The sequence below is a fragment of the Microbacterium helvum genome (genome assembly GCF_014779795.1).
GTDB lineage: Bacteria > Actinomycetota > Actinomycetes > Actinomycetales > Microbacteriaceae > Microbacterium > Microbacterium helvum.
In genome coordinates this window covers 149,463-175,683 of sequence record NZ_JACXZS010000001.1, presented here as the reverse complement: position 1 = coordinate 175,683, position 26,221 = coordinate 149,463, and the positions used below count along the sequence as shown (strand labels likewise).

26 protein-coding genes and 1 tRNA gene are annotated in these 26,221 nt (G+C 70.0%); 17 read left to right on the top strand and 10 right to left on the bottom strand.

The features are described from left to right. The first annotated feature begins 8 nt into the window (after window positions 1-8). The 5 genes from gabT to IF188_RS00835 all read left to right on the top strand — a co-directional run bounded on the left by gabT (window position 9) and on the right by IF188_RS00835 (window position 6,679). A complete protein-coding gene (gabT, locus tag IF188_RS00855; RefSeq protein WP_191169895.1) occupies window positions 9-1,370 on the top strand; it encodes a 4-aminobutyrate--2-oxoglutarate transaminase in 1,362 nt (453 codons plus the stop codon). A gap of 105 nt (window positions 1,371-1,475) precedes the next feature. Beyond that, window positions 1,476-2,837, top strand: coding sequence for a flavin monoamine oxidase family protein (locus IF188_RS00850; RefSeq protein ID WP_191169894.1), 1,362 nt, complete (start codon window positions 1,476-1,478; stop codon window positions 2,835-2,837). Then, entirely contained in the window at window positions 2,834-3,715 is an 882-nt protein-coding gene (locus IF188_RS00845; RefSeq protein WP_191169893.1) for a universal stress protein, read from the top strand. The genes IF188_RS00850 and IF188_RS00845 overlap by 4 nt, the downstream gene beginning before the upstream one ends. Next, window positions 3,712-5,277: an APC family permease gene (locus tag IF188_RS00840; protein WP_191169892.1), complete on the top strand. Its 1,566-nt coding sequence runs from the start codon at window positions 3,712-3,714 to the stop codon at window positions 5,275-5,277. Before IF188_RS00845 ends, IF188_RS00840 begins: the two co-directional genes overlap by 4 nt. Window positions 5,278-5,317: 40 nt before the next feature. Further along, window positions 5,318-6,679 (top strand): NAD-dependent succinate-semialdehyde dehydrogenase, encoded by a 1,362-nt coding sequence (locus tag IF188_RS00835; RefSeq protein ID WP_191169891.1) that lies wholly within the window; start codon window positions 5,318-5,320, stop codon window positions 6,677-6,679. A 162-nt stretch (window positions 6,680-6,841) separates the two neighbouring features. On the opposite strand, the gene IF188_RS00830 is transcribed toward IF188_RS00835, so the two are convergent. Next, entirely contained in the window at window positions 6,842-7,456 is a 615-nt protein-coding gene (locus IF188_RS00830; RefSeq protein ID WP_191169890.1) for a hypothetical protein, read from the bottom strand. A gap of 64 nt (window positions 7,457-7,520) precedes the next feature. On the opposite strand from IF188_RS00830, the gene IF188_RS00825 reads away from it, so the two are divergent. After that, window positions 7,521-7,958: a pyridoxamine 5'-phosphate oxidase family protein gene (locus IF188_RS00825; protein WP_191169889.1), complete on the top strand. Its 438-nt coding sequence runs from the start codon at window positions 7,521-7,523 to the stop codon at window positions 7,956-7,958. Window positions 7,959-7,983: 25 nt separating this feature from the next. Here IF188_RS00825 and IF188_RS00820 read toward each other — a convergent pair whose 3' ends face one another. Then, window positions 7,984-8,589 carry a TetR/AcrR family transcriptional regulator gene (locus IF188_RS00820; RefSeq protein WP_191169888.1) on the bottom strand — a complete coding sequence of 202 codons (606 nt, stop codon included), beginning with the start codon at window positions 8,587-8,589 and terminating at the stop codon, window positions 7,984-7,986. A 64-nt stretch (window positions 8,590-8,653) separates the two neighbouring features. Here IF188_RS00820 and IF188_RS00815 point away from each other — a divergent pair, with 64 nt between their 5' ends. The 7 genes from IF188_RS00815 to IF188_RS00785 all read left to right on the top strand — a co-directional run bounded on the left by IF188_RS00815 (window position 8,654) and on the right by IF188_RS00785 (window position 13,908). Then, window positions 8,654-9,751 (top strand): FAD-dependent monooxygenase, encoded by a 1,098-nt coding sequence (locus IF188_RS00815; protein ID WP_191169887.1) that lies wholly within the window; start codon window positions 8,654-8,656, stop codon window positions 9,749-9,751. A 153-nt stretch (window positions 9,752-9,904) separates the two neighbouring features. Next, window positions 9,905-9,977 (top strand) — tRNA-Trp (locus tag IF188_RS00810). An 89-nt stretch (window positions 9,978-10,066) separates the two neighbouring features. Further along, window positions 10,067-10,339, top strand: a complete 273-nt coding sequence (secE, locus tag IF188_RS00805; RefSeq protein WP_191170282.1) for a preprotein translocase subunit SecE — start codon at window positions 10,067-10,069, stop codon at window positions 10,337-10,339. 81 nt (window positions 10,340-10,420) lie between these two features. Next, window positions 10,421-11,512, top strand: a complete 1,092-nt coding sequence (gene nusG / locus IF188_RS00800; RefSeq protein ID WP_191169886.1) for a transcription termination/antitermination protein NusG — start codon at window positions 10,421-10,423, stop codon at window positions 11,510-11,512. 103 nt (window positions 11,513-11,615) lie between these two features. Beyond that, complete coding sequence (gene rplK / locus IF188_RS00795) at window positions 11,616-12,047, top strand: 50S ribosomal protein L11 (RefSeq protein WP_018172800.1); 432 nt, start codon at window positions 11,616-11,618, stop codon at window positions 12,045-12,047. A 14-nt stretch (window positions 12,048-12,061) separates the two neighbouring features. After that, window positions 12,062-12,754, top strand: coding sequence for a 50S ribosomal protein L1 (gene rplA, locus IF188_RS00790; RefSeq protein WP_018172799.1), 693 nt, complete (start codon window positions 12,062-12,064; stop codon window positions 12,752-12,754). 107 nt (window positions 12,755-12,861) lie between these two features. Next, complete coding sequence (locus IF188_RS00785) at window positions 12,862-13,908, top strand: NAD(P)H-dependent flavin oxidoreductase (RefSeq protein ID WP_191169885.1); 1,047 nt, start codon at window positions 12,862-12,864, stop codon at window positions 13,906-13,908. Window positions 13,909-13,922: 14 nt separating this feature from the next. Here the strand turns inward: IF188_RS00785 and IF188_RS00780 are convergent, their stop codons facing one another. Next, window positions 13,923-14,198, bottom strand: a complete 276-nt coding sequence (locus IF188_RS00780) for an acylphosphatase (protein WP_191169884.1) — start codon at window positions 14,196-14,198, stop codon at window positions 13,923-13,925. A gap of 45 nt (window positions 14,199-14,243) precedes the next feature. Between IF188_RS00780 and IF188_RS00775 the strand changes: the two genes are divergently transcribed. Further along, complete coding sequence (locus tag IF188_RS00775) at window positions 14,244-14,621, top strand: iron chaperone (protein ID WP_191169883.1); 378 nt, start codon at window positions 14,244-14,246, stop codon at window positions 14,619-14,621. 11 nt (window positions 14,622-14,632) lie between these two features. Here IF188_RS00775 and lysE read toward each other — a convergent pair whose 3' ends face one another. Then, entirely contained in the window at window positions 14,633-15,280 is a 648-nt protein-coding gene (gene lysE / locus IF188_RS00770; protein ID WP_191169882.1) for an L-lysine exporter, read from the bottom strand. 68 nt (window positions 15,281-15,348) lie between these two features. Here lysE and IF188_RS00765 point away from each other — a divergent pair, with 68 nt between their 5' ends. Then, entirely contained in the window at window positions 15,349-16,266 is a 918-nt protein-coding gene (locus IF188_RS00765; RefSeq protein ID WP_191169881.1) for a LysR family transcriptional regulator ArgP, read from the top strand. 83 nt (window positions 16,267-16,349) lie between these two features. Here IF188_RS00765 and IF188_RS00760 read toward each other — a convergent pair whose 3' ends face one another. The 4 genes from IF188_RS00760 to IF188_RS00745 form a co-directional block, all read right to left on the bottom strand. Then, window positions 16,350-17,372 carry an NADP-dependent oxidoreductase gene (locus IF188_RS00760; protein WP_191169880.1) on the bottom strand — a complete coding sequence of 341 codons (1,023 nt, stop codon included), beginning with the start codon at window positions 17,370-17,372 and terminating at the stop codon, window positions 16,350-16,352. A gap of 128 nt (window positions 17,373-17,500) precedes the next feature. Then, window positions 17,501-18,676, bottom strand: a complete 1,176-nt coding sequence (locus IF188_RS00755; RefSeq protein WP_191169879.1) for an ROK family transcriptional regulator — start codon at window positions 18,674-18,676, stop codon at window positions 17,501-17,503. A gap of 58 nt (window positions 18,677-18,734) precedes the next feature. Beyond that, window positions 18,735-19,796, bottom strand: a complete 1,062-nt coding sequence (locus tag IF188_RS00750; protein WP_191169878.1) for an ABC transporter permease — start codon at window positions 19,794-19,796, stop codon at window positions 18,735-18,737. Further along, complete coding sequence (locus IF188_RS00745) at window positions 19,793-21,268, bottom strand: sugar ABC transporter ATP-binding protein (protein WP_191170281.1); 1,476 nt, start codon at window positions 21,266-21,268, stop codon at window positions 19,793-19,795. Before IF188_RS00745 ends, IF188_RS00750 begins: the two co-directional genes overlap by 4 nt. A gap of 305 nt (window positions 21,269-21,573) precedes the next feature. On the opposite strand from IF188_RS00745, the gene IF188_RS00740 reads away from it, so the two are divergent. Next, complete coding sequence (locus IF188_RS00740; RefSeq protein WP_191169877.1) at window positions 21,574-22,620, top strand: substrate-binding domain-containing protein; 1,047 nt, start codon at window positions 21,574-21,576, stop codon at window positions 22,618-22,620. Window positions 22,621-22,716: 96 nt separating this feature from the next. Further along, complete coding sequence (locus IF188_RS00735; protein WP_191170280.1) at window positions 22,717-23,862, top strand: Gfo/Idh/MocA family protein; 1,146 nt, start codon at window positions 22,717-22,719, stop codon at window positions 23,860-23,862. A gap of 17 nt (window positions 23,863-23,879) precedes the next feature. Here the strand turns inward: IF188_RS00735 and IF188_RS00730 are convergent, their stop codons facing one another. Further along, window positions 23,880-24,338, bottom strand: coding sequence for a MarR family winged helix-turn-helix transcriptional regulator (locus IF188_RS00730; protein ID WP_191169876.1), 459 nt, complete (start codon window positions 24,336-24,338; stop codon window positions 23,880-23,882). A gap of 11 nt (window positions 24,339-24,349) precedes the next feature. Further along, entirely contained in the window at window positions 24,350-26,089 is a 1,740-nt protein-coding gene (locus IF188_RS00725; protein WP_191169875.1) for an MDR family MFS transporter, read from the bottom strand. Window positions 26,090-26,221 lie beyond the last annotated feature (132 nt).

The following is a 26,221-nucleotide window of genomic DNA, read 5'->3' as shown; positions in this document are numbered from 1 at the left end:
TCCCCACCATGAGCAGCGCAGCCGACACCATCATCGAAACCCCGCTCGGCGGTCCGACCCTTCCGCAGGAGCGTCGCCTGGTCACCAGCATCCCCGGTCCTCGTTCGCAGGAGCTGCTGGACCGCAAGGCCGACGCCGTCGCCGCCGGCGTCGGGCACACCGCGCCCGTGCACGCCGTGGCAGCCGGTGGCGGAGTCGTCGTCGACGCCGACGGCAACTCGCTCATCGACCTGGGTTCGGGCATCGCGGTCACCACGATCGGCAACGCGCACCCGAAGGTCGTCAAGGCCGTGCAGGAGCAGGTGGCGCAGTTCACCCACACGTGCTTCATGATCTCGCCGTACGACTCGTACGTGACCGTCGCCGAGGCGCTCAACCGCATCACCCCGGGCGACCACGCCAAGAAGAGCGCGCTGTTCAACTCGGGTGCCGAGGCGGTCGAGAACGCCGTCAAGATCGCCCGCAAGTACACGGGCAAGCAGGCCGTCGTCGCCTTCGACCACGGCTACCACGGCCGCACGAACCTCACGATGGCGCTCACCGCGAAGGCGATGCCGTACAAGAGCGGCTTCGGTCCGTTCGCGTCGGAGATCTACCGCGCGCCGCTGTCGTACCCGTACCGCGACGGCCTGGACGGGGGACTGGCCGCCAAGAAGGCCATCTCGATGATCGAGAAGCAGGTCGGCGCCGACAACCTGGCCGCCGTCATCATCGAGCCGATCCAGGGGGAGGGCGGCTTCATCGTCCCGGCGGACGGGTTCCTGCCGGCGCTCGTCGACTGGTGTCGCGCCAACGGCGTGGTGTTCATCGCCGACGAGATCCAGACCGGCTTCGCTCGCACGGGGGAGATGTTCGCGAGCGAGGTGTTCGGCATCGTGCCGGACCTCATCACGACCGCCAAGGGCATCGCGGGGGGCCTGCCCCTGGCGGCCGTGACGGGCCGGGCCGAGATCATGGATGCCTCCCACGCGGGCGGCCTCGGCGGCACCTACGGCGGCAACCCGATCGCGTGCGCGGCCGCGGTGGCCGCGATCGACGTGTTCGAGAACGACGGCATGGTCGAGCGCGCCCGCGAGATCGGCGCGATCCTCAAGACCCGGCTCGGAGCGCTGCAGTCCGCCGACCCGCGCGTCGGCGACGTGCGCGGCCACGGCGCAATGATCGCCGCCGAGTTCGTCGACCCCGCGACGGGAGAGCCGGATGCCGCGCTCACCGCCGCGGTCGCGAAGGCGTCCATCGCACAGGGCGTCATCGTGCTCACGTGCGGCACCTACGGGAACGTGATCCGTTTCCTGCCGCCGCTCTCGATCACCGACGACCTGCTCCACGAGGGCCTGGACGTCGTCGCGGCCGCGCTGGCCGACAACTGATCCGGGATGCCGCGACCGCTGCAGCACGGCGGTCGCGGCATCCACCCGCAGACGTAAAGAACCGCAAGACGCGCGCCCGCCGGCGCGCCCGACAAAGGAGTCCGAATGACCGAGCTGACCCGTGACGTCGTCATCATCGGCGCCGGCGCCGCCGGCACGACCGCAGCCAACGAACTGAAGAAGGCAGGCCTCTCGGTCGTCGTGCTCGAGGCGCGCGACCGCGTGGGCGGGCGCCTGTGGACCGACGTCATCGACGGCGCCATGCTCGAGATCGGCGGCCAGTGGGTCTCGCCCGACCAGGACGCGCTGAAAGAGACCATCGCCGAGCTGGGCCTGGAGACCTTCAGCCGCTACCGCGAGGGCGACAGCGTCTACGTCGGCCCCGACGGCACGCTGCACCGCTTCACCGGTGAGATGTTCCCGGTCTCGCCCGAGACCGAGAAGGTCATCGCCGAGATCACCGAGCGCCTGGACGCGATGGTCGACGAGATCGACCCCGACCGCCCGTGGGAGCACCCGAACGCCGCCGAGTGGGACTCCATCACGTGGGACGCCTGGCTGCGCGCGCAGACCGACGACGACGAGGCCGTCCGCAATCTCGCGTTCGCGACCGGCTCGGCGATGCTGACCAAGCCCACCCACGCCTTCTCGCTGCTGCAGTCGCTGCTGATGGCGGCCTCGGCGGGCTCGTACTCCAACCTCGTCGACGCCGACTTCATCCTCGACAAGCGCGTGGTCGGCGGCCTGCAGCAGGTGCCGATCCTGCTCGCCGAGCGCCTCGGCGACGACGTGCTGCTCGGCCACGCGGTGCGCACCCTCGAATGGTCGGAGGACGGCGTGGTCGCCCACGCCGACGGAGACCTGCACGTCAACGCGCGGTACGCGATCCTCGCCCACGCGCCCGTGCTCTACGACCGCATCTCGTTCGTCCCGGCGCTTCCGCGCCGTCAGCACCAGCTGCACCAGCACCTGTCGATGGGCTTCGTCATCAAGGTGCACGCCGTCTACGACCGCCCGTTCTGGCGTGAGCAGGGACTGTCGGGCACGGCGTTCAGCCCCTACGAGCTGTCGCACGAGGCCTACGACAACACCAACCACGGCGACGAGCGCGGCACCCTGGTGGGCTTCGTCAGCGACCAGAACGCCGACGACCTCTTCACCCTCTCGGCCGAGGAGCGCAAGGAGCGCATCCTCGAATCGCTGTCGCACTACTACGGTCCCGAGGCGAAGAACCCCGTCGTGTACTACGAGAGCGACTGGGGCTCAGAGGAGTGGACGCGCGGCGCCTACGCCGCGAGCTTCGACATGGGCGGCCTGCACCGCTACGGCGCAGACCTGCGCGCCGCCGTCGGCCCGATCCACTTCGCGTGCAGCGACATGGCCGGCGCCGGCTACCAGCACGTCGACGGCGCCATCCGCATGGGCCGCTTCGCCGCGGCCAACGTCCTCGAAGCGGCGCGTCGATGACCGCGCGCATCGTCGTCGGGTACACCGCGACGGATGCCGGCGCCGACGCGGTCGCGCTCGGCACGCGGCTCGCGGCGGCAGCGCGAGCAGAGCTCGACCTCGTGCTCGTGCTCCCCGGCGAGGACCGCAGCGTCATCACGCCGCCCGACGCGAGCTACGACCGCTACCTGCAGGGTCAGGCCGAGACCTGGCTCGCCGAGGCGACGGCGAAGATCCCGGATGCCGTCACGTCGCGGTCGCACGTCCGCTTCGCCGATTCGTTCGCCGAGGGCCTGGTCGCCGCAGCACACGAGCTGGAAGCATCCCTCATCGTCGTCGGCGCCGCCAACGGAGGCCTGCGCGGGCGCCACCGCCTGGGCACCGTGGCGAACGAGCTGCTGCACTCGTCGGATGTGCCGGTCGTGCTCGCCCCCGAGGGGTCGCGCCGCATGGAGGCCACCGGCGTCACCCGCGTCACCGCCGCGATCGGCACCCGGCCGGGCGCCGAGGCGCTCCTCGACGCGAGCATCGCGCTCGCGGTGGCGACCGGCGCCGAGCTGCGGCTGCTGTCGCTCGTGTCGGTGGATCTGCCGGCGAGCGTCGACACCGGCGTGATCCGCATCGCGGGCGCCGCCCATGCCGACGACGTGCTCGGCAAGGCGCTGGACGCCCTTCCCGACGGCGTCGAGGCCGACGTGGTGGTCGCCCGCGGGGACAGCATCGAGGACGCTGTCGCGCACCTCGGGTGGGAGCCGGGCGAGATCGCCGTCGTCGGCTCCAGCCGGCTGGCCCAGCCCCGGCGCCTGTTCCTCGGCTCGACCGCGGCGAAGATGCTGCACGAGCTGCCCGTACCGATGGTCGTGGTGCCCCGCACCCGCCAGGAAGGCGCGTCACGATGAGCGCTCAAGACACCGGCGCCGCGGCGCCGCTCGCCCCCTCTTCCGGCGCCCACGCCGGCGAGCTGTCGAAGAAGGGCCTGAGCGCCGGCGCCGTGGGCGTTCTCGGCGCCGTCGTCATCGGCGTCTCGACGATCGCCCCGGCGTACACGCTCACCGCGTCGCTCGGCCCGACCGTCGCAGTCGTGGGCACCCAGGTGCCCGCGATCATCCTGGTCGGCTTCATCCCCATGCTGCTGACCGCGTTCGGCTACCGCGAGCTCAACCGTGCCATGCCCGACTCCGGCACGTCGTTCACGTGGGGCGTGCGCGCGTTCGGCCCGTGGATCGGCTGGATGACGGGGTGGGGCCTGATCGCCGCCACCGTCATCGTGCTGTCGAACCTCGCCGGGATCGCTGTGGAGTTCCTCTTCCTGCTGATCGCGCAGCTGAGCGGCAACCCCGACATCGCCGAACTGGCGTTCAACCCGATCATCAACGTGGTCGTGTGCCTGCTGTTCATGCTGGGTGCCACGCTCATCTCGTACCGCGATATGCAGACGACGCAGAAGTTCCAGTACGTGCTGGTCGGCTTCCAGGTCGTGGTGCTCGTGCTGTTCGCGGTCGTCGCGATCGTGAAGGCCGTGGACGGCGAGGCACCGGATCCCACCGCGTTCTCGTGGACGTGGTTCAACCCGTTCGAGGTGTCGTCGTTCAGCGCCTTCGCCGCCGGCCTGTCGCTGTCGATCTTCATCTTCTGGGGCTGGGACGTCGTCCTGACCATGAACGAAGAGACGAAGAACCCGGCCAAGACTCCCGGCCGCGCCGCCATGGTCACGGTCGTCGTGGTGGTCTCGCTGTACCTCCTGCTCTCGATCGGTCTCATCATGTTCGCGGGCGTCGGCTCGGAGGGCCTGGGCCTGGCCAACGAAGAGATCTCGGCGAACGTGTTCTTCGCGCTGTCGGACCCGATCCTCGGCCCGCTGGCGTTCCTGGTGTCGCTCGCGGTGCTGTCGAGCTCGGCGGCCTCGCTGCAGTCGACGGCCGTCGGCCCGGCCCGCACGCTGCTCGCGATGGGCCACTACGGCGCGCTGCCGCAGAAGTTCGCCAAGGTGAGCCCGCGGTTCTTCACGCCCGGCTACGCCACCGTCGTCTCGGCGATCGTCGCGTCGGTGTTCTACGCGGTGATGCGCATCGTGAGCGAGAACGTCCTCACCGACACGATCCTCTCGCTCGGCATGATGATCTGCTTCTACTACGGGCTCACCGCGTTCGCGTGCGTGTGGTACTTCCGCAAGCAGTGGTTCGACTCGGCGCGGAGCTTCTTCTTCACGTTCCTGTTCCCGCTGGTCGGCGGCGCGATCCTCGCGGTCCTGTTCGTCACCACGCTCATCGATTCGATGGACCCGGCCTACGGCAGCGGGTCGAGCATCGGCGGCGTGGGCCTGGTGTTCGTGCTCGGCGTCGGCATCATCGTCGTCGGCATCGTGATCATGATCTGGCAGGCGATCAAGCGTCCGGCGTTCTTCCGCGGTGAGACACTCAGTATCGACGCGCCCGAAAGCCTTCGACGCGCTCGCCCCTGACCGGCAGACTGACCCCATCCCTTCGATCGGAGAAGCACCCATGAGCGACTACGCCGTCGTCAACCCGGCCACGGGCGAGACCCTGGCCACCTATCCGACCATCACCGACGAGGCCCTCGAGGCCGCCATCGCGGGAGCGGATGCCGCCTACCGCACGTGGCGGACGACCTCGGTCGCCGAGCGGGCGGCGCGCATCCGCAAGGTCGCCGACCTGCACCGCGAGCGCCGCGACGAGCTGGCCGCGATCATCGTGCGCGAGATGGGCAAGCCGCTGGAGGCCGCGCTCGGCGAGGTCGACTTCGCCGCCGACATCACGCAGTACTACGCCGACCACGCCGATCGCATCACCGGCGACCAGCCGCTGGAGATCGACGGCGAGGGCACCGCGGTGATCCGCCGCTCGCCGCTGGGCGTGCTGCTGGGCATCATGCCGTGGAACTTCCCGTACTACCAGGTCGCCCGCTTCGCGGCGCCGAACCTGGTGGTGGGCAACACCATCCTCCTGAAGCACGCCCCGCAGTGCCCTGAGTCGGCCGCGGCCATCGAGCAGCTCTACGCGGACGCGGGCCTGGGCGCCGAGTACACGAACATCTACGCGACGAACGACCAGGCGGCCGCCGTGATCGCCGACCGCCGCGTGCAGGGCGTGTCGGTGACGGGCTCGGAGCGCGCCGGTGCGGCCGTCGCCGAGATCGCGGGCCGCAACCTCAAGAAGGTGGCGCTCGAGCTCGGCGGATCCGACCCGTTCATCCTGCTGTCGACGGACGACCTCGATGCGACCGTCGAGGCGGCCGTGGCCGCGCGGCTGGACAACAACGGCCAGTCGTGCAACGCCGCCAAGCGCTTCATCGTGGTCGAGGGCCTCTACGACGCGTTCCTCGAGAAGTTCACGGCCGCGATGGCGGGAGCGAAGGTCGGCGACCCGTTCGCCGACGACACCGTGCTGGGACCGCTGTCGTCGCTGACGGCCGCGGAGCGCCTCGCCGCGCAGGTCGACAAGGCGGTCGCGCAGGGCGCGACGCTCGTGGCCGGCGGCAACCGTGACGGCGCGTACTACCCGGGCACTGTGCTCACCGGCGTGACGAGCGACATGGACGCGTACCGCGAGGAGTTCTTCGGCCCGGTCGGCGTCGTGTACAAGGTGGCCGACGAGGACGCCGCGGTCGCACTCGCGAACGACACCAGCTTCGGCCTCGGCTCGTACGTGTTCACCACCGATGAGGAGCAGGCCGCGCGCATCGCCGACAAGATCGACGCCGGCATGGTCTACGTCAACGTCGTGCTGGCCGACGAGCCCGCGCTGCCCTTCGGCGGCGTGAAGCGCTCGGGCACGGCCCGCGAGATGGGCTTCCTGGCCGCCGACGAGTTCGTCAACAAGAAGCTGATCCGCGTCGGGGTCTGACGCCGACCTCTGCCGCCATCGCGCGGCTCTGCACGGAATCGGATCCGCACCTGCGGAGTTCGCGGCCGACACGCCGGTTCGGGATGCCTCGAACCGGCGTGTCGTCGTCGAGATCCTCACCTGCGGATCCGATGTTGTGCAGGCGAGGCCGGGGCCGAGGGTTCAGAGCCGGAACCGCGCCTCGACAAGGGCCTCGTCGGCCCACTGCACCTGCTGCGGCGTGCCCCACCGGACGGCGGCATCCCTCGCCGCCTCGAACGACGTGACGGCGTCCGCGACGCGTCCGGCGTCCAGGTGCCGCCACCCGGTGTTGTTGTGCAGTGCGACGCGCCAGCGCAGCGTGCGCGGATCGTCGACGGTCTCGAGCGCCGCAAGCGCGGCCCCGGTCCACTCGTCTGCCTGGTCGGCGTCTGCGATCGCGAGCATGTGCAGCGCGTCGACCCGCACGAACACCAGCTCGGGCGGCGAGGCCGCGTCCAGCGCCGCCGTGAAGTAGGGGATCGCGGCCTGCGGGTCGCCGGCCGAGTTGCGCACGCGTCCACGCTCGAGTGCGGCGCGGGCGGCGACGGCGGAGTCCTCGATCGACACGGCGTCGAGCACGGCGTCCGCCTCGTCGAACCTGACCTGCAGACCCAGGGCGCGCGCGACCTGCGTCTGCAGCTCGGCCCGGCCGCCGGCATCCACCGCCTCGCCGGCGGCCCGCCGCAGTCGGGCCTCGGACGCGACCGGATCGGCGAAGTCCCAGAGCTCGTCGAGCAGCTGCTGCGAGAGAGTCATGGCGGAATGCTAGACCCGCCGTCCGGGGGTGTCGCGCGACGCCGCGGAGGGCGAGGATGGAGCCATGGCTGACACATCCGACCCCGTCGTCGCCCTGTCGGACGAGCAGTGCTGGGAGAGACTGCACACGCAGGAGCTCGGACGGCTCGTGACCCACGTCGGAGAGGTGCTCGACATCTTTCCGGTCAACTACGTGGTCGACGGCGAGAGCGTGCTGTTCCGGACCGCGCAGGGGAGCAAGCTGTTCGAGCTGACGGTCAACGACGAAGTGCTGTTCGAGGTCGACGACCACACCGACACCGACGCGTGGAGCGTCATCGTGCGCGGCCGCGCGCACCCGCTGGACCGCTCCGCCGATGTCGAGCGGGCCGACGGGCTGGGGCTGCGCCCGTGGATCCCGACGCTCAAGTACACCTATGTGAGGGTCGAGCCGATCGTGATCTCCGGCCGCGCGTTCGAGCGGGCGCCGGAGCCGGACCGGTACGGGGTGCAGCAGTACTGAGCCCGGCCAGGCGAGGGCAGCGCCGTCAGGAGGGAGCGGTCGTCCACGGCGCGAGCGCCTCGCCGACGGCGTCGCTCAGGGCCGCGCGTCGTTCGTCGTCCGAGGCGCCGGCGTGGTCGCGCGACACGACCGCCGCCGCGGCGGACGCCGCACCCACGAACGCGCCGACGAGTGCGGCCGCCTGGACGGAGCTGTAGCGGTCGGGGTAGGCGCGATGCAGGGCGGCTGCGATCGTCGACTGCGCATCCGCGAGCCGTCGCAGCGCATGCCCGCGCACCGACGGCTCGCTCTCGATCAGCGACGTGCGAAGCGCGGCGCGGTCGCCGAGCAGGTCGGTGGCCGCGATATCGGCGCTGCGCAGGGCGCGCAGCAGGGCGTCGACGGGTTCATCGTCGGCCGCCCGCTGCTCGAGCGCCTCGACGGCCGTGCGGACGCGCTCGTCGGCGTCGGGGAAGAGCAGGTCGTCCTTGGTGGGGAAGTACGTGAACGCGGTGCGCGTGGAGACTCCCGCGGCCGCGGCGATGTCGGCGACCGTCGTCTGCGCATACCCGCGTTCGCGGAACAGTCGATCGGCCGCGGCGACGAGCAGCTGACGCGTGCGCTCGCGCTTGACTTCGCGCAGTCCTGCCATGCGACGAGACTAGCCGAAAAACTGCATATGGTGCAGAACTACATTGAGTGCTAACTTGCAGTGCATGCAGAAATATCGGATCCTCATCGTCGGCGCCGGCATCGCGGGCGCCGCGGCGGGGGCGTTCCTCGGTCGTTCCGGGCACCGGGTGACGGTCGTGGAGCGCAGCGCGGGTGTGCGCTCGAGCGGCAGCCCGGTCGACATCCGCGGCGAGGCCCTCGGCGTCGTGCGCGGACTGGGTCTCGAAGCCGCGGTCCGCGCGCACGACACCGGTGCCCGCACGATCGCCTTCATCGGTCGCGACGGTCGCGCGTTCACGACGATCGAAATGCGTATGGATGCCGCCGACATCGAGATCCCGCGCACCGACCTCGCGGCGGTGCTCACCACGGCAGCCCGCGACGTTGCAGAGGTGCGCTACGACGACACGTTCGACACGCTCTCGGCCGATGCGGCCGGAGTCGACGTGCGCTTCGCGTCGGGCGCGCAAGAGCGGTTCGACCTCGTGATCGGCGCCGACGGGCAGAACTCCGCGACCCGCCGTGCGCTGTGGGGCGACGGCGGCGCGCGAGCCGGAGTCCGGCGCGCGCCGCGGCTGGCGATCGCCACCGCACCGCTGCCGCTGCGGATCGACGATCCGAGCCGCATCGAGATGTACAACGAGCCGGGGCGCTCGCTCACCGTGCATCCTGGGGGCGGGCGGCCGGGTGCCGCGTTCATCTTCCGCACGGACGTCGCGCCTGTCGGGCGCGAGGCGCAGATCGCCCTGCTGCGCGACGTGTACGGCGGTTCCGGGTGGCGTGCCGCAGAGTTCCTCGCCGCCGTGGACGACGCGCCCGACCTGTACTTCGACCGCGTTCGTCGGGTGACCGCGGACTCGTGGTCGCGGGGGCGGGTGGTGCTGCTGGGCGATGCCGCGTCGAGCCTCACGATCCTCGGCGAGGGGTCGAGCATGGCGCTCCTCGGTGCCGCGCGGCTCGACGCGGCGCTGCGCGGCGCGCCCGACCTTGCGACCGCCCTCGCCACCTATGAGGCCCGGCATCGTCCCGCAGTGGAACGGGCGCAGAGCGGGGCGGCGCTCGGTGCGGCGTTCCTCGTGCCGGCCGGCGCCGTGGCCCTCGGCATCCGGAACCTCCTCGCGCGGCTGGTCCGCCGGATCTGACGCGGGCCGGTTCGCGGGGCCCTCGGGCATGCCGTACACTTGATCATGCAGTTGAAGTCTGCATTCTTTCGCTGTGCCTGCCAGGCAGGAACAGCGCTCCCCGGTCGAAAGATGGGGGAGGAGTGCGGGGTTCAGCGAGACCTCCGGGTCTCTAGGGCGGTAGCTCAATTGGCAGAGCAGCGGTCTCCAAAACCGCAGGTTGCAGGTTCGATTCCTGTCCGCCCTGCGCTCAGCGCAACACCGGCAGCGTCCGGTGGTTGACAAACACAGTGTGCCGATCCGTGTCGGCTCACGGAAGGTAATCAGGTGGCATCGATGGTTCAGGACGAGCCGAAGGGCGAAGTCGTCCCCGCTGCGGGAACGACCACGCCTCGCGAGAAGAAGCCCAACGTCTTCGCTCGCATCGCCCTGTTCATCCGTCAGGTCTTCGCCGAGCTCCGCAAGGTCGTCACGCCGACGCGCCAGGAGCTCTTGAAGTACACGCTGGTGGTGCTCGGCTTCGTCGTGGTGATGATGCTCATCGTCTACGGCCTCGACGTGCTGTTCGTGTGGATCACGGCGAACGTCTTCGGGGTGCCCGGCTCCTGATCCCGAGGGCCCTGCGCACGCCGGGGCCATGACACGGGCGGACCGCAGGTCCGGCAGCGGACGGAACGGAAGAGAACTCACGTGACGGAAAGATATTCGGACGACGCGGATTGGGCGACGGCTGCCGAGCAGTCGTCTGAGGACGACGAGGCCCAGGAGGGCAACGTCCTGGCGGCGGAGGAGCACTCGGTCGAGGCCGCAGAGCACCTCGCGATCCACGTGGTGGACGACGAAGCCGAGGACGACTCCGACCTGGACGACATCGACATCGACGACCCGGAGGCTGACGCGATCGTGAACGACGCACTGAACCTGGACGAAGCGGCCGAGACCGAGGCCGCCGCCGAAGTGATCAACGACTCCATCGCCGAAGAGGTGGCCGAGCGTGAGGCCGAAGAGGCCACCGAGGTCGCTCCCTACGACGGCCCCGACGTCAACGGCGACGAGGACGAGCCCGTCCTCGACGACGAGTTCGTCGCCGAGGTGGATGCCGCAGCCGCCGTCGTGGACGAGGTCGAGGCCGATGAAGAGGCCGGCGAGGCCGACGAGGACGAGGACCCCTACGAGGCGTTCCGCACCGAGCTGCGCAGTCTTCCGGGCAAGTGGTACGTCATCCACTCCTACGCCGGGTTCGAGCGCAAGGTGAAGGCCAACATCGAGCAGCGCAAGTCGACGCTCGAGGTCGAGGAGGACATCTACCAGATCGAGGTCCCGATGGAGGACGTCGTCGAGATCAAGAACGGTCAGCGCAAGATGGTCACGCGCGTCCGGATCCCCGGCTACGTGCTCGTGCGCATGGAGCTCAACGAAGACACCTGGTCGGTCGTGCGTCACACGCCCGGCGTCACCGGTTTCGTGGGCAACGCGCACAACCCGACCCCGCTGCGCTTCGAAGAGGCCTTCAACATGCTGAAGAGCCTCGTCGAGGTCAAGGAGGTCGCCTCCGCGAAGGGCGGCGCCGCCAAGAAGGGCCAGCCCGCGGCCGCGCGCGTCATCGCCGAGGTCGACTTCGAGGTCGGCGAGACCATCACGATCAAGGAGGGCTCGTTCGCGGGCCTGCCCGGCACGATCAGCGAGATCAAGCCCGAGAGCGGCAAGCTCACGGTCCTCGTCTCGCTCTTCGAGCGCGAGACCCCGGTCGAGCTGTCGTTCGACCAGGTCACCAAGCTCTGACACAGACTTCCCGGGTATCGTCCCGGGGGAACCGCTGTCCGGAGATGCCGGACGTGCGGGAGAAGGGATGCCCCTGGCATCCGTTCGATGAAAGGAAACAAGAATGGCACCGAAGAAGAAGGTGACCGGCCTGATCAAGCTTCAGATCAACGCCGGTGCAGCCAACCCGGCGCCGCCGATCGGCCCCGCGCTCGGTCAGCATGGCGTCAACATCATGGAGTTCTGCAAGGCGTACAACGCCGCGACCGAGTCGCAGCGCGGCAACGTCATCCCCGTGGAGATCACCGTCTACGAGGACCGCAGCTTCACGTTCATCCTGAAGACCCCGCCGGCCGCTGAGCTCATCAAGAAGGCTGCGGGCGTCCAGAAGGGCTCGAAGACGCCTCACACGGTCAAGGTCGCCAAGCTCACCAAGGAGCAGGTGCGCCAGATCGCCGAGACGAAGATGCCCGACCTGAACGCGAACGACATCGAGGCCGCCTCGCTGATCATCGCCGGCACCGCCCGTTCCATGGGCATCACGGTCGAGGACTGAGGGGAATAACGACTATGGCTACCAAGTCCAAGGCCTTCCAGGCTGCTGCCGCCAAGATCGAGGCGGACAAGTTCTACACTCCGACCGAGGCTGTCGCCCTCGCGAAGGAGACCGGTTCGGCGAAGTTCGACTCGACCGTCGAGGTCGCGCTGAAGCTCTCGGTCGACCCCCGCAAGGCGGACCAGATGGTGCGCGGCACCGTCATCCTCCCGCACGGCACCGGCAAGACCGCCCGCGTCATCGTGTTCGCGACGGGTCCGGCCGCTGAGGCCGCGATCGCCGCGGGTGCGGACGAGGTCGGCGGCGCCGAGCTCATCGAGAAGGTCGCCGGCGGCTGGACCGCGTTCGACGCGGCCGTCTCGACGCCCGAGCTCATGGGCCAGGTCGGTCGTCTGGGTAAGGTGCTCGGCCCCCGCGGCCTCATGCCCAACCCCAAGACCGGCACCGTGACCCCCAACCCGGCCAAGGCCGTGGAGGAGATCAAGGGCGGCAAGATCGAGTTCCGCGTCGACAAGCACGCCAACGTGCACTTCGTCGTCGGCAAGGCGTCGTTCTCGGCCGACCAGCTCGACGAGAACCTGAAGGCCGCGCTCGAAGAGATCGTGCGCCTGAAGCCCTCGAGCTCGAAGGGCCGTTACATCCAGAAGGGCGCCGTGTCGACCACGTTCGGCCCCGGCATCCCGCTGGACGTCAACGCGCTCGTCTGACACGCATGACGCCGTACGAAGCCCCCGCCCGGTCCGCCGGTCGGGGGCTTCGTCGTTCCCACCGTCACACGGGCTCGCGCCGGCGCGCCCGGGAGTAGCGTCGAGGCATGGCCGACACCCTCCAGCAGCTTCTCGGAATCGTCGCGCCGATCGTGCTCGGCCCCTTCGGCGGACTGTCGTCCATCGAGCTCACCGCGACGGTCAGCGACCAGGGCGGCCTCGGCTCGTACGGCCTGTACGGCTACGACGCCGACCGCATCAGCGACACGGTGGCGGCGCTGCGCTCGGCCACGTCGCGCCCCTTCGCGGTGAACCTGTGGCTGCCGACGGGCGACGAGGTCGCACCCGCGGACGTGGACCTGGCGCCCGCTCTCGCAGCGGTCGCGCCGCTGTACGAGGCGGTCGGTCTGACCGTGCCGCACCCGCCGTCGACCTTCCTGCCCGACATCGCCTCGCAGCTGACCGCCGTGATGGATGCCGCACCCGCGGTCCTGAGCCTGGTCTACGGTGTGCCCGACCACCGCCTGGTGGAGGCGGCGCACAGCCGCGGCATCCGGATCTTCGGGACGGCGACGACTGTCGCCGAGGCGGTCGAACTGGATGCCGCCGGCGTCGATGCGATCGTCGCGACCGGCGCCGAGGCGGCCGGTCACAGGGTGTCGTTCCTGCAGCCGGCCGAGGCCTCGCTCGTGGGCACGTTCGCGCTGGTACCGCAGGTGGTCGATGCCGTGAGGGTGCCGGTCATCGCCGCGGGCGGAATCTCGGACCGGCGCGGTGTGGCCGCAGCCTTCGCGCTGGGCGCGTCGGGGGTTCAGATCGGCACGGCGTTCCTGCGCACGCGGCAGTCCGCCGCGACCGAGGCGCACAGGCAGGCGATCGCGGCGGCGGGCGACATCACGACGGTTCTCACCCGGGCGATGAGCGGACGTCTGGCCCGCGGCATCCCGAATCGCGCGATGCGCGCGATCGAGACCGCGGGTGTCATCGCACCGTTCCCGGCGCAGAACTGGCTCACGGGGCAGTTCCGGGCCGAGGCGGGTCGGCGCGGCGACGGCGATCTGGTGTCGCTGTGGGCCGGGCAGGCGGCCGGGCTCGCGCCGAGCGACGACGCGGCAGAGGTCTTCGCCGAACTCGCGGCCGGCTTGCCGGCCTGAGCCGGAGCGGACGGTCACGCCGTGCCGCGCACCTCGAAGCCGCGCGCACCGGTGGGCTCGGTGTCGGTCACGGCCGCCGACGAGACCTGTGCGCCGGGCGGGCCGGAGGCCATCCAGGCGAGCACTTCGTCCACCTGACCCGGTGTGCCCTCGACCTCGGCCTCGACGGTGCCGTCGCGCCGGTTGCGCACCCAGCCTGCGGCGCCGGCCTCGCGCGCCACCAGCTGCATCGTGTACCGATAGCCGACACCCTGCACCTCGCCGTCGACGATCACGTGCACGCGTCTCATGCCGCCATCTTGCCGCGCCAGGTCGGCGCGGACCAGGATGCCGGTATGGGAACCGTCGACGAGTACCTCGAGAGCCTCGATCCCGACGACCGCGCGGTCGTCTCGCACGTGTTCGACGTGGTGCGCAGCGAGCTGCCCGACGTCGAGCAGGGCAAGAGCTACGGCATGCCCGCTCTGCTGTACCGCGGCAAGGCGCTGATCGCCGTGATGCGCACGAAGAAGCACATCGGCGTGTACCCGTTCAGCGGGCGGGTGCCCGAAGTGGTCGCCGACGGGCTGCCCGACGCCGAACGCGCGACGTTCGAGCACGACAAGGGCACGATCCGGTTCCAGCCGGACCGCCCGCTGCCCGACGCGACCATCCGCGCGATCGTGGCGGCGCGGGTCGCCGAGATCGAGGACCCGACGCTGCGCAAGCGCTGAGCTGCGCGGCGTCAGCCGGGCAGCACCAGCGAGACGCCGAGTGCGATCATGACGACCGCGATCACGGCGTCGAGGATGCGCCAGGATCGCGGCGACGAGAGCCACCGCCCGAGCAGGCGGGCGCCGAACGCGAGGCCGAAGAACCAGATCACGCTGGCCGCCATCGCCCCCGCGGCGAACAGCCACCTGCCGTCGCCGTGCGTGTTCGCGACGGTGCCGAGCAGGAACACGGTGTCGAGGTAGACGTGGGGGTTCAGCCATGTCAGCGCGAGGCAGGTGAGCAGCACCGGGGCGAGCCGGGTGCGTGTCGCGATCCCCGAGGGGCGGGGTCCGGATGCCTCCTCCACCGGTTCACCGGAGCCCAGTGCCGCGCCCGACGGTCGCCACGCGCGCCGCGCAGCCAGCAGTCCGTAGCCGACGAGGAAGACCGCTCCCGCCCAGCGCACGACGTCGACGAGCCACGGCACCGCCTGCAGCACGAACCCGATGCCCGAGACGCCGAGCGCGATGAGCACCGCATCCGAGGCGGCGCAGATCGCCGCGACCGGCAGCACGTGCTCGCGGCGCAGCCCCTGACGCAGCACGAACAGGTTCTGCGCGCCGATGGCGACGATGAGCGAGAAGCCGAGGCCGAGGCCGGAGACGATCGGGGTGAGCACTCCTCGACGCTACGAGCCCGAAGATCCGTCGTCCAGCTCATGGTTCTTCAGTACCATTAGCAGTGCTTATGCTGCGCATCCCGTTCGAGCTGGCCGAGACCCTCGCCGTCGCCGTCGACGAGAGAACGCTCGACGCGGCCGCGCGCCGCCTGCATGTCACCCCGTCCGCTGTCAGCCAGCGGATCAAGACGCTCGAGGAGCATCTCGGACGCCTGCTGCTGGTGCGGTCGAAGCCGGTGCGCGCCACCGAGGCCGGCGCGGCGGTGATCCGACTCGCGCGGCAGCTCGCGCTGCTCGAGCACGATGCGCTCGCCGAACTCGGCGCGGGCGGCGAGGACGAGTCGGTGCTCACGAGCGTCCCGCTGGCGGTGAACGCCGATTCGCTGGCGACGTGGTTCCTCGAACCGCTCGCGCGGCTGGCGGTGCGGCATCCCGTCGTCTTCGACCTGCACCGCGACGACCAGGACTTCACCGCGGGCCTGCTCGAATCCGGCACCGTGATGGGCGCCGTCACGTCGCGCGCCACCCCCGTGGCCGGGTGCCGCTCGGCGGTGCTCGGGGCGATGCGGTACGAGGCGGTCGCGACGCCCGGGTATGTCGAGCGCTGGCTCGGCGGCGACCGTGCCGCGGCGCTCGGGCAGGCGCCGCTCGTGGACTTCGACAGACGCGACGACCTGCAGAACGAGTGGCTGGCGCGGCAGGGTGTCGACCCCGCGCGGCCGCCGCGGCATTACGTGCCGGCGTCGAGCGACTTCGCATCCGCGGTGCGGCTGGGCCTCGGGTGGGCGATGCTTCCCCGGTTCCAGTCGCAGGACGCGCTCGAGCGTGGAGAGCTGGTGCTGCTGGGTGGCCCGGCGTCCGATGTCGTGCTGCATTGGCAGCAGTGGAACCTGCGCTCGCCGCTGCTCGATGCCATCGCCGACGAGGTCGTCGCCGAAGGACGCCGCGTGCTCACCCCGGCCGCTGAATCGGTTCACTTGCGCTGAATGTACGGCCGCACGCGGGCGGGGCGTACGTTCAGCGCAAGTGAACTCGGTCGGCACCGGCCGACGGCTCGGGTGCCGGGCGGTCAGCCGGCGGCGACCTGCAGCACGATCTTGCCGCGCGTGTGTCCGAGCTCGAGCTCGCGATGGGCGGCTGCCGCGTCGTCGAGGTCGAACACGCGGTCGATGTAAACCTGCACGGCCCCCGAGTCGAGCAGCCGGGCGATGGTCGCGAGGGCGCCGCCGTCGGGCACGACCTTGTACGAGGTGGCGCGCACGCCGGCTTCGGCGGCCGCCTCGGCGAAGCCCGGCCATGAGCCCGTCGGCACGAGCACGTACAGGCCGCCGGGGCGCAGCACCGTCAGCGAACGGGTGCCGGTGTCGTCGTGCACATTGCCGACGAGGTCGATCACGACGTCGACGTCGCCCACGACGTCCTCGAACCGCGTCGTGGTGTGATCGATCACGACGGCCGCGCCGAGCTCGCGCACCCAGGCGGCGTTGCGACCCGATGCGGTCGCGGTCACGTGCGCGCCGAAGTACGCGGCGAACTGCACGGCGAAGTGCCCGACGCCGCCGCTCGCCGCGTGGATCAGGATCCGCTGCCCCTCGTGCGCGTGGGCGGTCTCGACGACGAGTCCCCACGCCGTCAGCGCCGCCAGCGGCACTCCGGCGGCTTCGACGTGCGACAGCGCCGCCGGCTTGCGGGCCACCGACAGCGTCGGCGCCACGACGTACTCGGCGTAGGTGCCGCCGGTGCGCGGGAATGACGCCATTCCGAACACCGGGGTGCCCGGCGGCAGGGGATGCGCCTCGTACGGGCTCTTCACCACGACGCCGCTGAAGTCGTACCCCAGCGTCGTCGGGAAGGACGTCGACGCCGACACCCCGGCCCCACTGCGGGTCTTCGCGTCGATCGGGTTGATGCCCGCCGCGACCACCCGCACGAGCAGTTCGCTGAGGACCGGCGTCGGGACGGAGAGGGATGCCGCACCCAGCGAGTCGGGACCGCCCGGGGCGTCCACGAGCATCGCCCGCATCTGCGCGGGCGGCGCGGTGACCGGTTCGAGCGCCGGTGCCGACGTCGATCGCAGCGACCTGATCCTCATCGCGGACTCCCTTCGCGGGCGTGCCGTCGTCGGCACGGACGAAACCCGGTGACCCCAGTCAACCCTGCGTTCGTCTCGCCCGTGTTACGCGGGCGCTACCGCTGCGCGAACGCCGCGAACCGCGTCGATCACCGGAAGCCGACGGCGAGTGACTGCGGCGACAGCACATGCTCGATCGCCAGCATGCTCGCGCCGATGACCGCGGCGTGCCCCGCAGCCGAGGACTGGACGATCGACAGATGCTCGGTGGCCAGCGGGATGGAGCGGCTGTAGACGATCTCGCGTACGCCGGCGATGAGATGCTCGCCGACGCGCGCCATCGAGCCGCCGATCGCGATGACGGACGGGTTCACGAGGCTGACGCAGGTGGTCAGCACCTCGCCGATGTCGCGCCCGGCCTGGCGCACCGCCTGGACCGCTTCGATGCTGCCCCGCTCGACGAGGTCGACGACGTCGGAGCCGCTGTGGGCGTCGATGCCGGCCTCGCGCAGCGTGCGCGCGATCGCGGGGCCCGACGCGATCGCCTCGAGGCAGCCTCGGTTGCCGCAGCGGCAGGCGACGTCGGCGGCGCGGGCGACCTGGACGTGCCCGATGTCGCCGGCCACGCCCTGTGCGCCGCGCTGCAGCGTGCCGCCCGAGATCAGGCCGGCCCCGATGCCTGTGGCCACCTTCACGAACATCAGGTGCTCGACGCCGGGCCACGCGACCGAGCGCTCGCCGAGCGCCATGATGTTCACGTCATTGTCGACGAGCACCGGCACCTCGAGGTGCTGGTTGAGCCAGCCGGGGATGTCGAACCGGTTCCATCCCGGCATGATCGGCGGGTTCACGGGCTGCCCGGTGGAGTGTTCCACGGGTCCCGGGACGCCGATGCCGACGGCGGCGACATGAGAGCGATCGCGGCCGAGCCGATCGAGCAGCATCGTGGCGCCGTCGACGAGCCAGGTCAGCACCGGCTCCGGACCGAGGGCGATGTCCAGGGACTCGGAGTGTTCGGCCAGGATGCTGCCGGTCAGATCGGTCACGGCGACCGTCGCGTGCGACGCGCCGACGTCCGCGGCGATGACGACCCTGGCGGCCGGGTTGAGAGCGAAGAGCGACGGCGGCCGGCCACCCGTCGACGCGGCTTCGGCGACCGGCGTGATGAGACCCATGCGCATCAGCTGGTCGACGCGTGCGGCCACCGTCGAGCGCGCCAGCCCCGTGGACTTCGCCAGTTCCGCCCGGGTGCGGGGCACGCCATCGCGCAGCAGCTGGAACAGCTCGTTCACGCCTGCAGAGGTGGTCGTCGTTTCGCCGCTCATCTTCGTCTCCCAGACTATCGGCGGGCGAGTGGGCCCCGATCCACCGCTGCGCGCCCGGTCAGGCCGATCGACCGGTCGGCTTGGCGAAGCGCTGCTGCAGGAGTACGGCCACCACGATGATGACACCCTTCACCACCGCCTGAACGGACGAAGAGAGATTGTTCTGCACGAACACGTTCGTCAGCGTCTGGAAGATGAGGACGCCCAGCACCGTGCCTGTGATCGTCCCGCGGCCGCCGGCGAGCAGCGTGCCGCCGACGACGACGGCGGCGATCGCATCGAGCTCGAGCAGGGTTCCATGGGTGGACGTGCCGGCCGTCGTGCGTCCGAGGATCATGACGGCGGCGATGCCGGCGCACAGACCCGCGATGGCGTACAGCCACATCGTGTGGCGCTTGACGTTGATACCGGCCAGCCGCGCAGCCTCCCGGTTGCCGCCGATCGCAACAGTACGGCGTCCGAAGGTCGTCCGGTTGAGGATGACCCAGCCCAGCGCCGCCACGATGGCGAAGATCCAGATCAGCATGTCGATGCCGATGATGTCGAGGTTCATGAACGTGATGAAGTCGCGATCCCCGATCTGGAGGGTGCGCCGTTCGGCCAGGATCTCGGCGAGCCCTCGCGCGGCGACGAGCATGGCGAGGGTCGCCATGAACGCGACCACCTTGCCGTAGGCGATGACGACGCCGTTGACGAGGCCTGCGGCGAGCCCGACCGCCAGTGCGATCACGACCATCACGATCCAGTGGAGCTGGTCGGCCAGGTCCTGAACAACGGCCAGCGCGGCGACGACGGATGCCAGGCCCATCACCGACCCCACTGAGAGGTCGATTCCACCCGCGATGATCACGAGGGTCATGCCGATGCTGATCACACCGACGATGGACGCCGCCCGCAGGATCGTCAGGACGTTGCTCACGCTGAGGAACGTGTCGGGCGCGGTGACCGCGCCCACGACCACCAGCACGATCAGAGCAAGGACGAGCCCCAGGTTTCTGCCGATGGATCCTGAGAAGAAGCGCTGCACGCCGGAATTGCGCGGTGCGCTGTCGTCGGCCGGCGCGACCAGGTCGCCGTTCGGGGCGGCGACCTCGGCGCCCGGAGTTGTCTGCTCGCTCACGCGGCGGTTCCTTTCATGACGAGATCGAGCACTCCGTGCTCGTCGATCTGCGAAGCGGGACGCGTGTCGAGAAGCCGTCCGTCCGCGATCACCAGGACGGTGTCGGCGAGTCCGAGCACCTCCTCGATCTCGCTGGAGACGACCACGATCGCGTTTCCCGCGGCGGCAAGGCGCCGGATCAGGGCGTAGATCTCAGCGCGCGCGCCGACGTCCACGCCGCGGGTGGGTTCGTCCAGCAGCAGCACCCGGGTGCCGTGGACGAGCCAGCGCGCGAGCAGGATCTTCTGCTGATTGCCGCCCGAGAGGGTGATCGTCTCTCGGTCAGGGTCGGCCGGACGCAGCTCCAGCGCATCGATCTGCTCTTTGGTGGCGGTGCGCTCCGCGCGCTCGTTCAAGAATCCCGCCGTGGCGAACCGCGACATGGACGGCAGTGTCACGTTGACATAGATGGGCTCGTCGAGGACCAGCCCCTGACTCTTGCGCTCTTCGGGCGAGAGCCCGACTCCGGCGCGGACGGCGGCGACGACCGATCCGCGGGGGAGCCGCTTGCCCCCCACCCTCACCGTGCCGGCGGTGGCGCGTCGCGCGCCGTACACCGTCTCGAGGATCTCGGACCGTCCCGAGCCGACGAGGCCGGCCAGGCCCACCACTTCGCCGGCGCGCACCGAGAACGACACGTCCTCGAAGGAGCCTGCGCAGGACAGGCCGTCGACCTCCAGCACCACCGGTGCGCCGTCTGGCACTGGCTGTGAGGGCGGAAAGACGTTCTCGACCGACCTGCCGGTCATGAGGCGGATGAGTTCGGGGGTCGGGGTCTCGGTAGCACGCAGCCCGCTCGCCATCGACCGGCCGTCCTTCAGGACGGTGATGCGATCGCCGATCTGACGGATCTCTTCCAGTCGGTGGGTGATGTAGACGACGGCGATCCCCTGAGCGGTGAGCTCGCGCACCACGTGGAAGAGGTTCTTGACCTCCTCGCTGTCGAGCACCGCGGACGGCTCGTCCATGATGATGAGCTTGATGTCGTGCGAGAGGGCGCGCGCCATGCTCACGATCTGCTTGCCGGCCGCGCTCAGTCGTCCCACCTCCATGTGGGGGGACATGCCGCTGTGGCCGAGGCGCCGCAGGATCTCTCTGGTGCGGCGGGCCGCCTCCGAGCGCTTCGTGAACCCTCCGCGAGAGAGCTCATGTCCGAGGAAGATGTTCTCGGCGACCGTGAGGCCGTCGACCACATCGAGCTCTTGGTACATCGTGGCGATCCCCAACTCGATCGCGGCCTCGGGGGCGCCGATCTCGACCGGTTCGCCCTGCCACGTGATGGCGCCCTCGTCGGGAAGATGCACTCCGGCCAGCGTCTTGATCAGCGTCGACTTGCCCGCGCCGTTCTGGCCGAGGATGCAGTGCACCTCTCCGGGAAGGACCTCGAGGTCCACGCCTCGCAGGGCACGCACCCCGGCGAACGACTTCGTCACGCCGGCGACGCGCAGTAATGCCGCCGCATGGTCATCTTTGATCACGCGATGAACATAACACGCGTTCGCGCTGCTGCCGAGGGGGCAGTTCGCGGCGTCGTTCAGGTCAGCCGGCAGGACCGGACCGAATACAGACGCCCGTCATTCCGGTGATTCCCGACTTCTGCCAGAGCAGAGGCAAAAGCTGTCGGTGCAGACATTGCTTCTGCTACGGTGAGGCTCGTCAGCGTGGACTCCTCGAGTGCGGGCACATCAGGCGCCCGGGTGGCGCGCTGTCACAGCTGCATCACATTCAAGGAGGAATCATGCGCTCACACCTGAAAGCGCGCACCCGGCTCGCGCTCACCGGCACCGCAATCATCGCAGCGATCGGTCTGCTCGCGGGCTGCACCGGCTCCGGTGCGGATGAGGGCGATGTCGTCGACCAGGGGACATCGGCGGAAGAGAATGCGGAGAGCGGCGACACCGTCGTCATCGGCTTCTCCGGACCTGCCGCAGACCACGGCTGGCTCGGCGCCATCAACTCCGGTGCCCAGGCGGCAGCAGACAGCTACGACGATGTCGAACTCCGCGTCGCGGAGGGCACCGACGACCCGATCGCCCAGATCGCAGCCGTCGAGACCTTCGTCAACGACGGCGTCGACGCGATCGTGCTGCTCCCGTCTGACGGCGCCGCACTGACCGAGGCGGCCATCGCCGCGATGGAGGCAGGCGTCCCCGTCATCAATGTCGACCGCGAGTTCTCAAGTCCGTTCGCCGCGCGCACCACCGTCCTGGGTGACAACTACGGCATGGGTGTGAGTGCGGGAACGTACATCTGCGAGCAGCTGAACGGCAAGACGGACGCGATCGTCGCCGAGATCGCGGGGATCGACTCGCTGCCGCTGACTCAGGACCGCTCCCAGGGCTTTGCGGATGCGCTGGACGACTGTGGCCTGGAGGTGTCGGCCCGCGTCGCTGCCGACTTCACCGTGGCCGGGGGTGAGGAGGCGGCCTCCCAGCTCCTCGCCGCCAACCCCCACATCGATGCGATCTGGAACCACGACGACGACCAGGGCATCGGCGTCCTCGCCGCGATCGACTCGGCGGGACGCGATGAGTTCTTCATGATGGGCGGCGCGGGAAGCCGCAGCGCGATGGAGGCGATCCAGGCCGACGACACCGTGCTCAAGGCCACTGTGATCTACCCCTCGACGCAGGCCGCGGACGGTGTGGCGCTCGCCCGCCTCATCGCGCAGGGCAAGACGATGAGCGACCTCGTGACGCCCGGCATCCCGAACCGGATCGTCCTGGACGCCCCGGTCGTCACGAAGGAGAACGTCGACCAGTACATCGACCTGTCGTTCGAGTAGACCGATGTCGTGCCCGGGGCGCCCGCCGACCGTGGACGCCCCGGGCCCATCCCTTCACCGAGAGGACACCGCGTGACCGACACGCTTCGGGTCGCCATGATCGGCTACGGCTTCATGGGCGCCGCACACTCCCAGGGGTGGCGGGTCGCCCCTCGGTTCTTCGATCTTCCCCGGCAGCCGGAGATGGCCGTGGTCGTCGGTCGCGACGCCGACGCCGTCGCGGCAGCGGCCGGCGCGTGGGGATGGCAGGAGAGCGCGACCGACTGGCGTGCTGTCGTCGCACGCGACGACATCGACGTCGTCGACATCGTGACGCCGGGCGACACGCACGCCGTGATCGCGATCGCGGCGCTGGAGGCGGGCAAGCACGTGCTGTGCGAGAAGCCTCTTGCGAACTCCGTCGAAGAGGCGCAGGCGATGGAGCGGGCCGCGGCAGCGGCAGCCGAGCGCGGTGTCGCATCGATGGTCGGCTTCACGTACCGGCGCGTGCCGGCGGCGGCCTTCGCCCGGGATCTGGTGGCAGCGGGGAGGCTGGGGCAGATCCGCCAGGTGCGCGCCGAGTACCTACAGGACTGGCTGATGGATGCCGAGGCGCCGCTCACGTGGCGCCTCGAGAGAGAGCGTGCCGGGTCCGGTGCGCTCGGCGACATCGGCGCCCACGCCGTCGATCTCGCCGAGTTCATCACGGGCCAGCGGGTGACTTCGGTCTCGGGCGTGATGGAGACGCTCGTCGACGAGCGACCACTGCTGGGCAAGGGCGTGGGGCTCTCGGGCACCGCCGCCGCTGAGCGCGGCCGGGTCACTGTCGACGACGTCGCGTTCTTCACCGGTCGCCTGGATTCCGGAGCGCTCGCCTCATTCGAGGCGAGCCGCTTCCGCACCGGGCGGAAGAACGCGCTGCGCGTCGAGATCTCTGGATCGCAGGGGGCGCTGGCGTTCGACCTCGAGCGGCTGAACGAACTGGAGTTCTACGACGCGTCGCAGCCGGCGCTCGAGCAGGGGTTCCGCCGGATCCTCGTCACCGAGCACGACCATCCCTATCTCGCGCCGTGGTGGCCGCCGGGGCACATGCTCGGATACGAGCACGGCTTCTCGCATCAGGTGCGCGATTTCGTGGTGGCCGTCGATGAGGGCGTGGCGCCGCGTCCCTCGTTCGCCGACGGGCTGCATGTGCAGCGCGTGCTCGACGCGGTGGAGCGCAGCTCGGCCGCCGGCAGCGTCTGGACGTCGCTCGAAGTCTGAGCGGGCGCCGTCCCCCGCTACGGCAGCTCTTCGGCCGTCAGGGCGTGAAGCAGGCGCGTCAGGTTGAGGATGTCGTCGAGCGGCCACTCCTCGAGGGCGTCGACCAGCAGGCTCTCTTGCGGCGACCGAGCCTGCTCAAGCCGCTCCAGGCCGAACGGCGTGGGCGAGAGCAGGCTGGAGCGTCCGTCCGCCGGGTCGGGGGTGCGCTGGATCAGGCCGAGGCCCTCCAATTCGCGCACGGTGCGGCTGATCTGGCCCTTGTCTGCCATCAAGGACTCCGCGAGTCCCGACAGCGTGACGCTCTCGCGGCGCACGATCGTCGTGAAGACCTTGTAGGCGCCGGGCAGCATGCCGGGACTCACGCGGTTCGCGTTCTCGGTGATGATGCGGCGGAACCGGTTGATGAGCTCCCCGAACTCCGCCTCGAGGGCGCGCACCGCTTCGGTGCGCGCCGCTCGAGTGTCGTCGGGGATCATCGTGTTCGACACTAGCGCCGGGATGCCTCGTCCGCCGTGTCGGCGGCGGGTGCGGCATCCTTCTCGATCTCGTCGGTGCCGACCGGCGCCAGCGTCTCCATCGCCTCGGCGGTCGACACCGTGGCGAGGTCGGCCTCGCTCGCCTGCACGCGCTCGCTCGTGGTCATGCGCGTGAGCGGCTTGTTGGGCAGGAAGATGATCGCGATGAGGCTCACGACCGCGAGCGGCACGGCGATGAGGAACGAGTGCGCGATGGCCTGCGCGTAGATGTCCTCGACGATCACGCGGATCGCCTCAGGCAGCGACGACACCTGCGGGATCGTGCCCGACTGGAGCTGTTCGCCGATCGCGGCGCCCTTCTCGCCGAGCGTCATGATCGCGGCGACGATGTCGTCCTTGCGCTCGGTGAACAGGTTCGTCGCCGAGGTGGCCAGGGCGGCGCCCATCACCGAGACGCCGATCGTGCCGCCGAGGCTGCGGAAGAACGTGACGCCCGAGCTCGCGACGCCGATCTCGCTCGGCTTCGCCGTGTTCTGCACGATCAGCACCAGGTTCTGCATCGTCATGCCGACACCCGCGCCGAGCACGAACATGTACACCGACACCAGCACGAAGTTCGTGTCGTAGTGGATGGTCGACAGGAGGTACGAGCCGGCGATCAGCAGCACGCCGCCCACGATGAGGTACGGCTTCCAGTGTCCGGTGCGGGTGACCAGACCGCCGATGATGATCGACGCCAGCAGCAGGCCCGCGATCATGGGGATCGTCATGAGGCCGGCCTCGGTCGGGGTCGCGCCGCGTGCGAGCTGCATGTACTGGCTGAGGAACACCGAGGTGCCGAACATCGCGATGCCGATCGAGATCGACGCGATGACCGCCAGGGTGAAGGTGCGGTTGCGGAACATCGTCAGGGGGACCAGCGGCTCCTTGGAGCGCAGCTCGACGACGACGAACAGGATCGCGGCGACCAGCGCCCCGCCGACCATGAGGATGGTCTCGGTGCTCCACCAGTCGTAGTCCTTGCCCGCGTTGGTGACCCAGATGAGCAGGAGCGACACGGCGGTGGACAGCAGCACGATGCCGAAGTAGTCGATGCGCGCCTTCGTCTTGGCGCGCGGCGGCAGATGAAGCGTGCGCTGCTGGATGATGAGCGCGGCCACGGCGAACGGCAGCGCGATGAAGAAGTTCCAGCGCCAGTCGAACGTGTCGGTGATGAAGCCGCCCAGGAGCGGTCCGCCGACGGTGGCGACGGCCATGACGGCCCCGAACAGGCCCATGTACCGGCCGCGCTCGCGGGGGCTGATGATGTCGGCCATGATGACCTGGCTGAGTGCCGCCAGACCGCCGGCGCCGATGCCCTGCACGGCGCGGAAAGCGATGAGGGTGCCCGGCTCCTGCGAGAACCCGGCGGCCGCGGTCGCGAGCACGAAGATCACGATGGCGAGCTGGATGAGAAGCTTGCGGTTGAAGAGGTCGGCGAGCTTTCCCCAGATGGGGGTAGAGATCGCTGTCGTCAGCAGCGTCGCCGTGACGACCCAGGTGAACGCGGCCTGGTCGCCGCCGAGGTCGTGGACGATGACGGGGAGCGACGTCGACACGACGGTCGACGCGAGCATCGAGACGAACATGCCGAGCAGCAGGCCGCTCAGCGCCTGCAGCACTCTGCGGTGGCGTCGCTTCTCGTCGGCATCGGTGGGGGTGCCGGCGGTTGCGGTGGCGACCGACCCGGTCGCCGGGGTGGACGTGGCCATAGGAGTCCTTCGTGAGGGAGGGGGAAGGGTGCTGCGGCGACGGTGACGCAAGAATTGTTTGACGAATGTCAACAGTTGAAGAAAGTCAACGATACGCCCATGGTTGACGGACGTCAACCATTCCTCCCGATC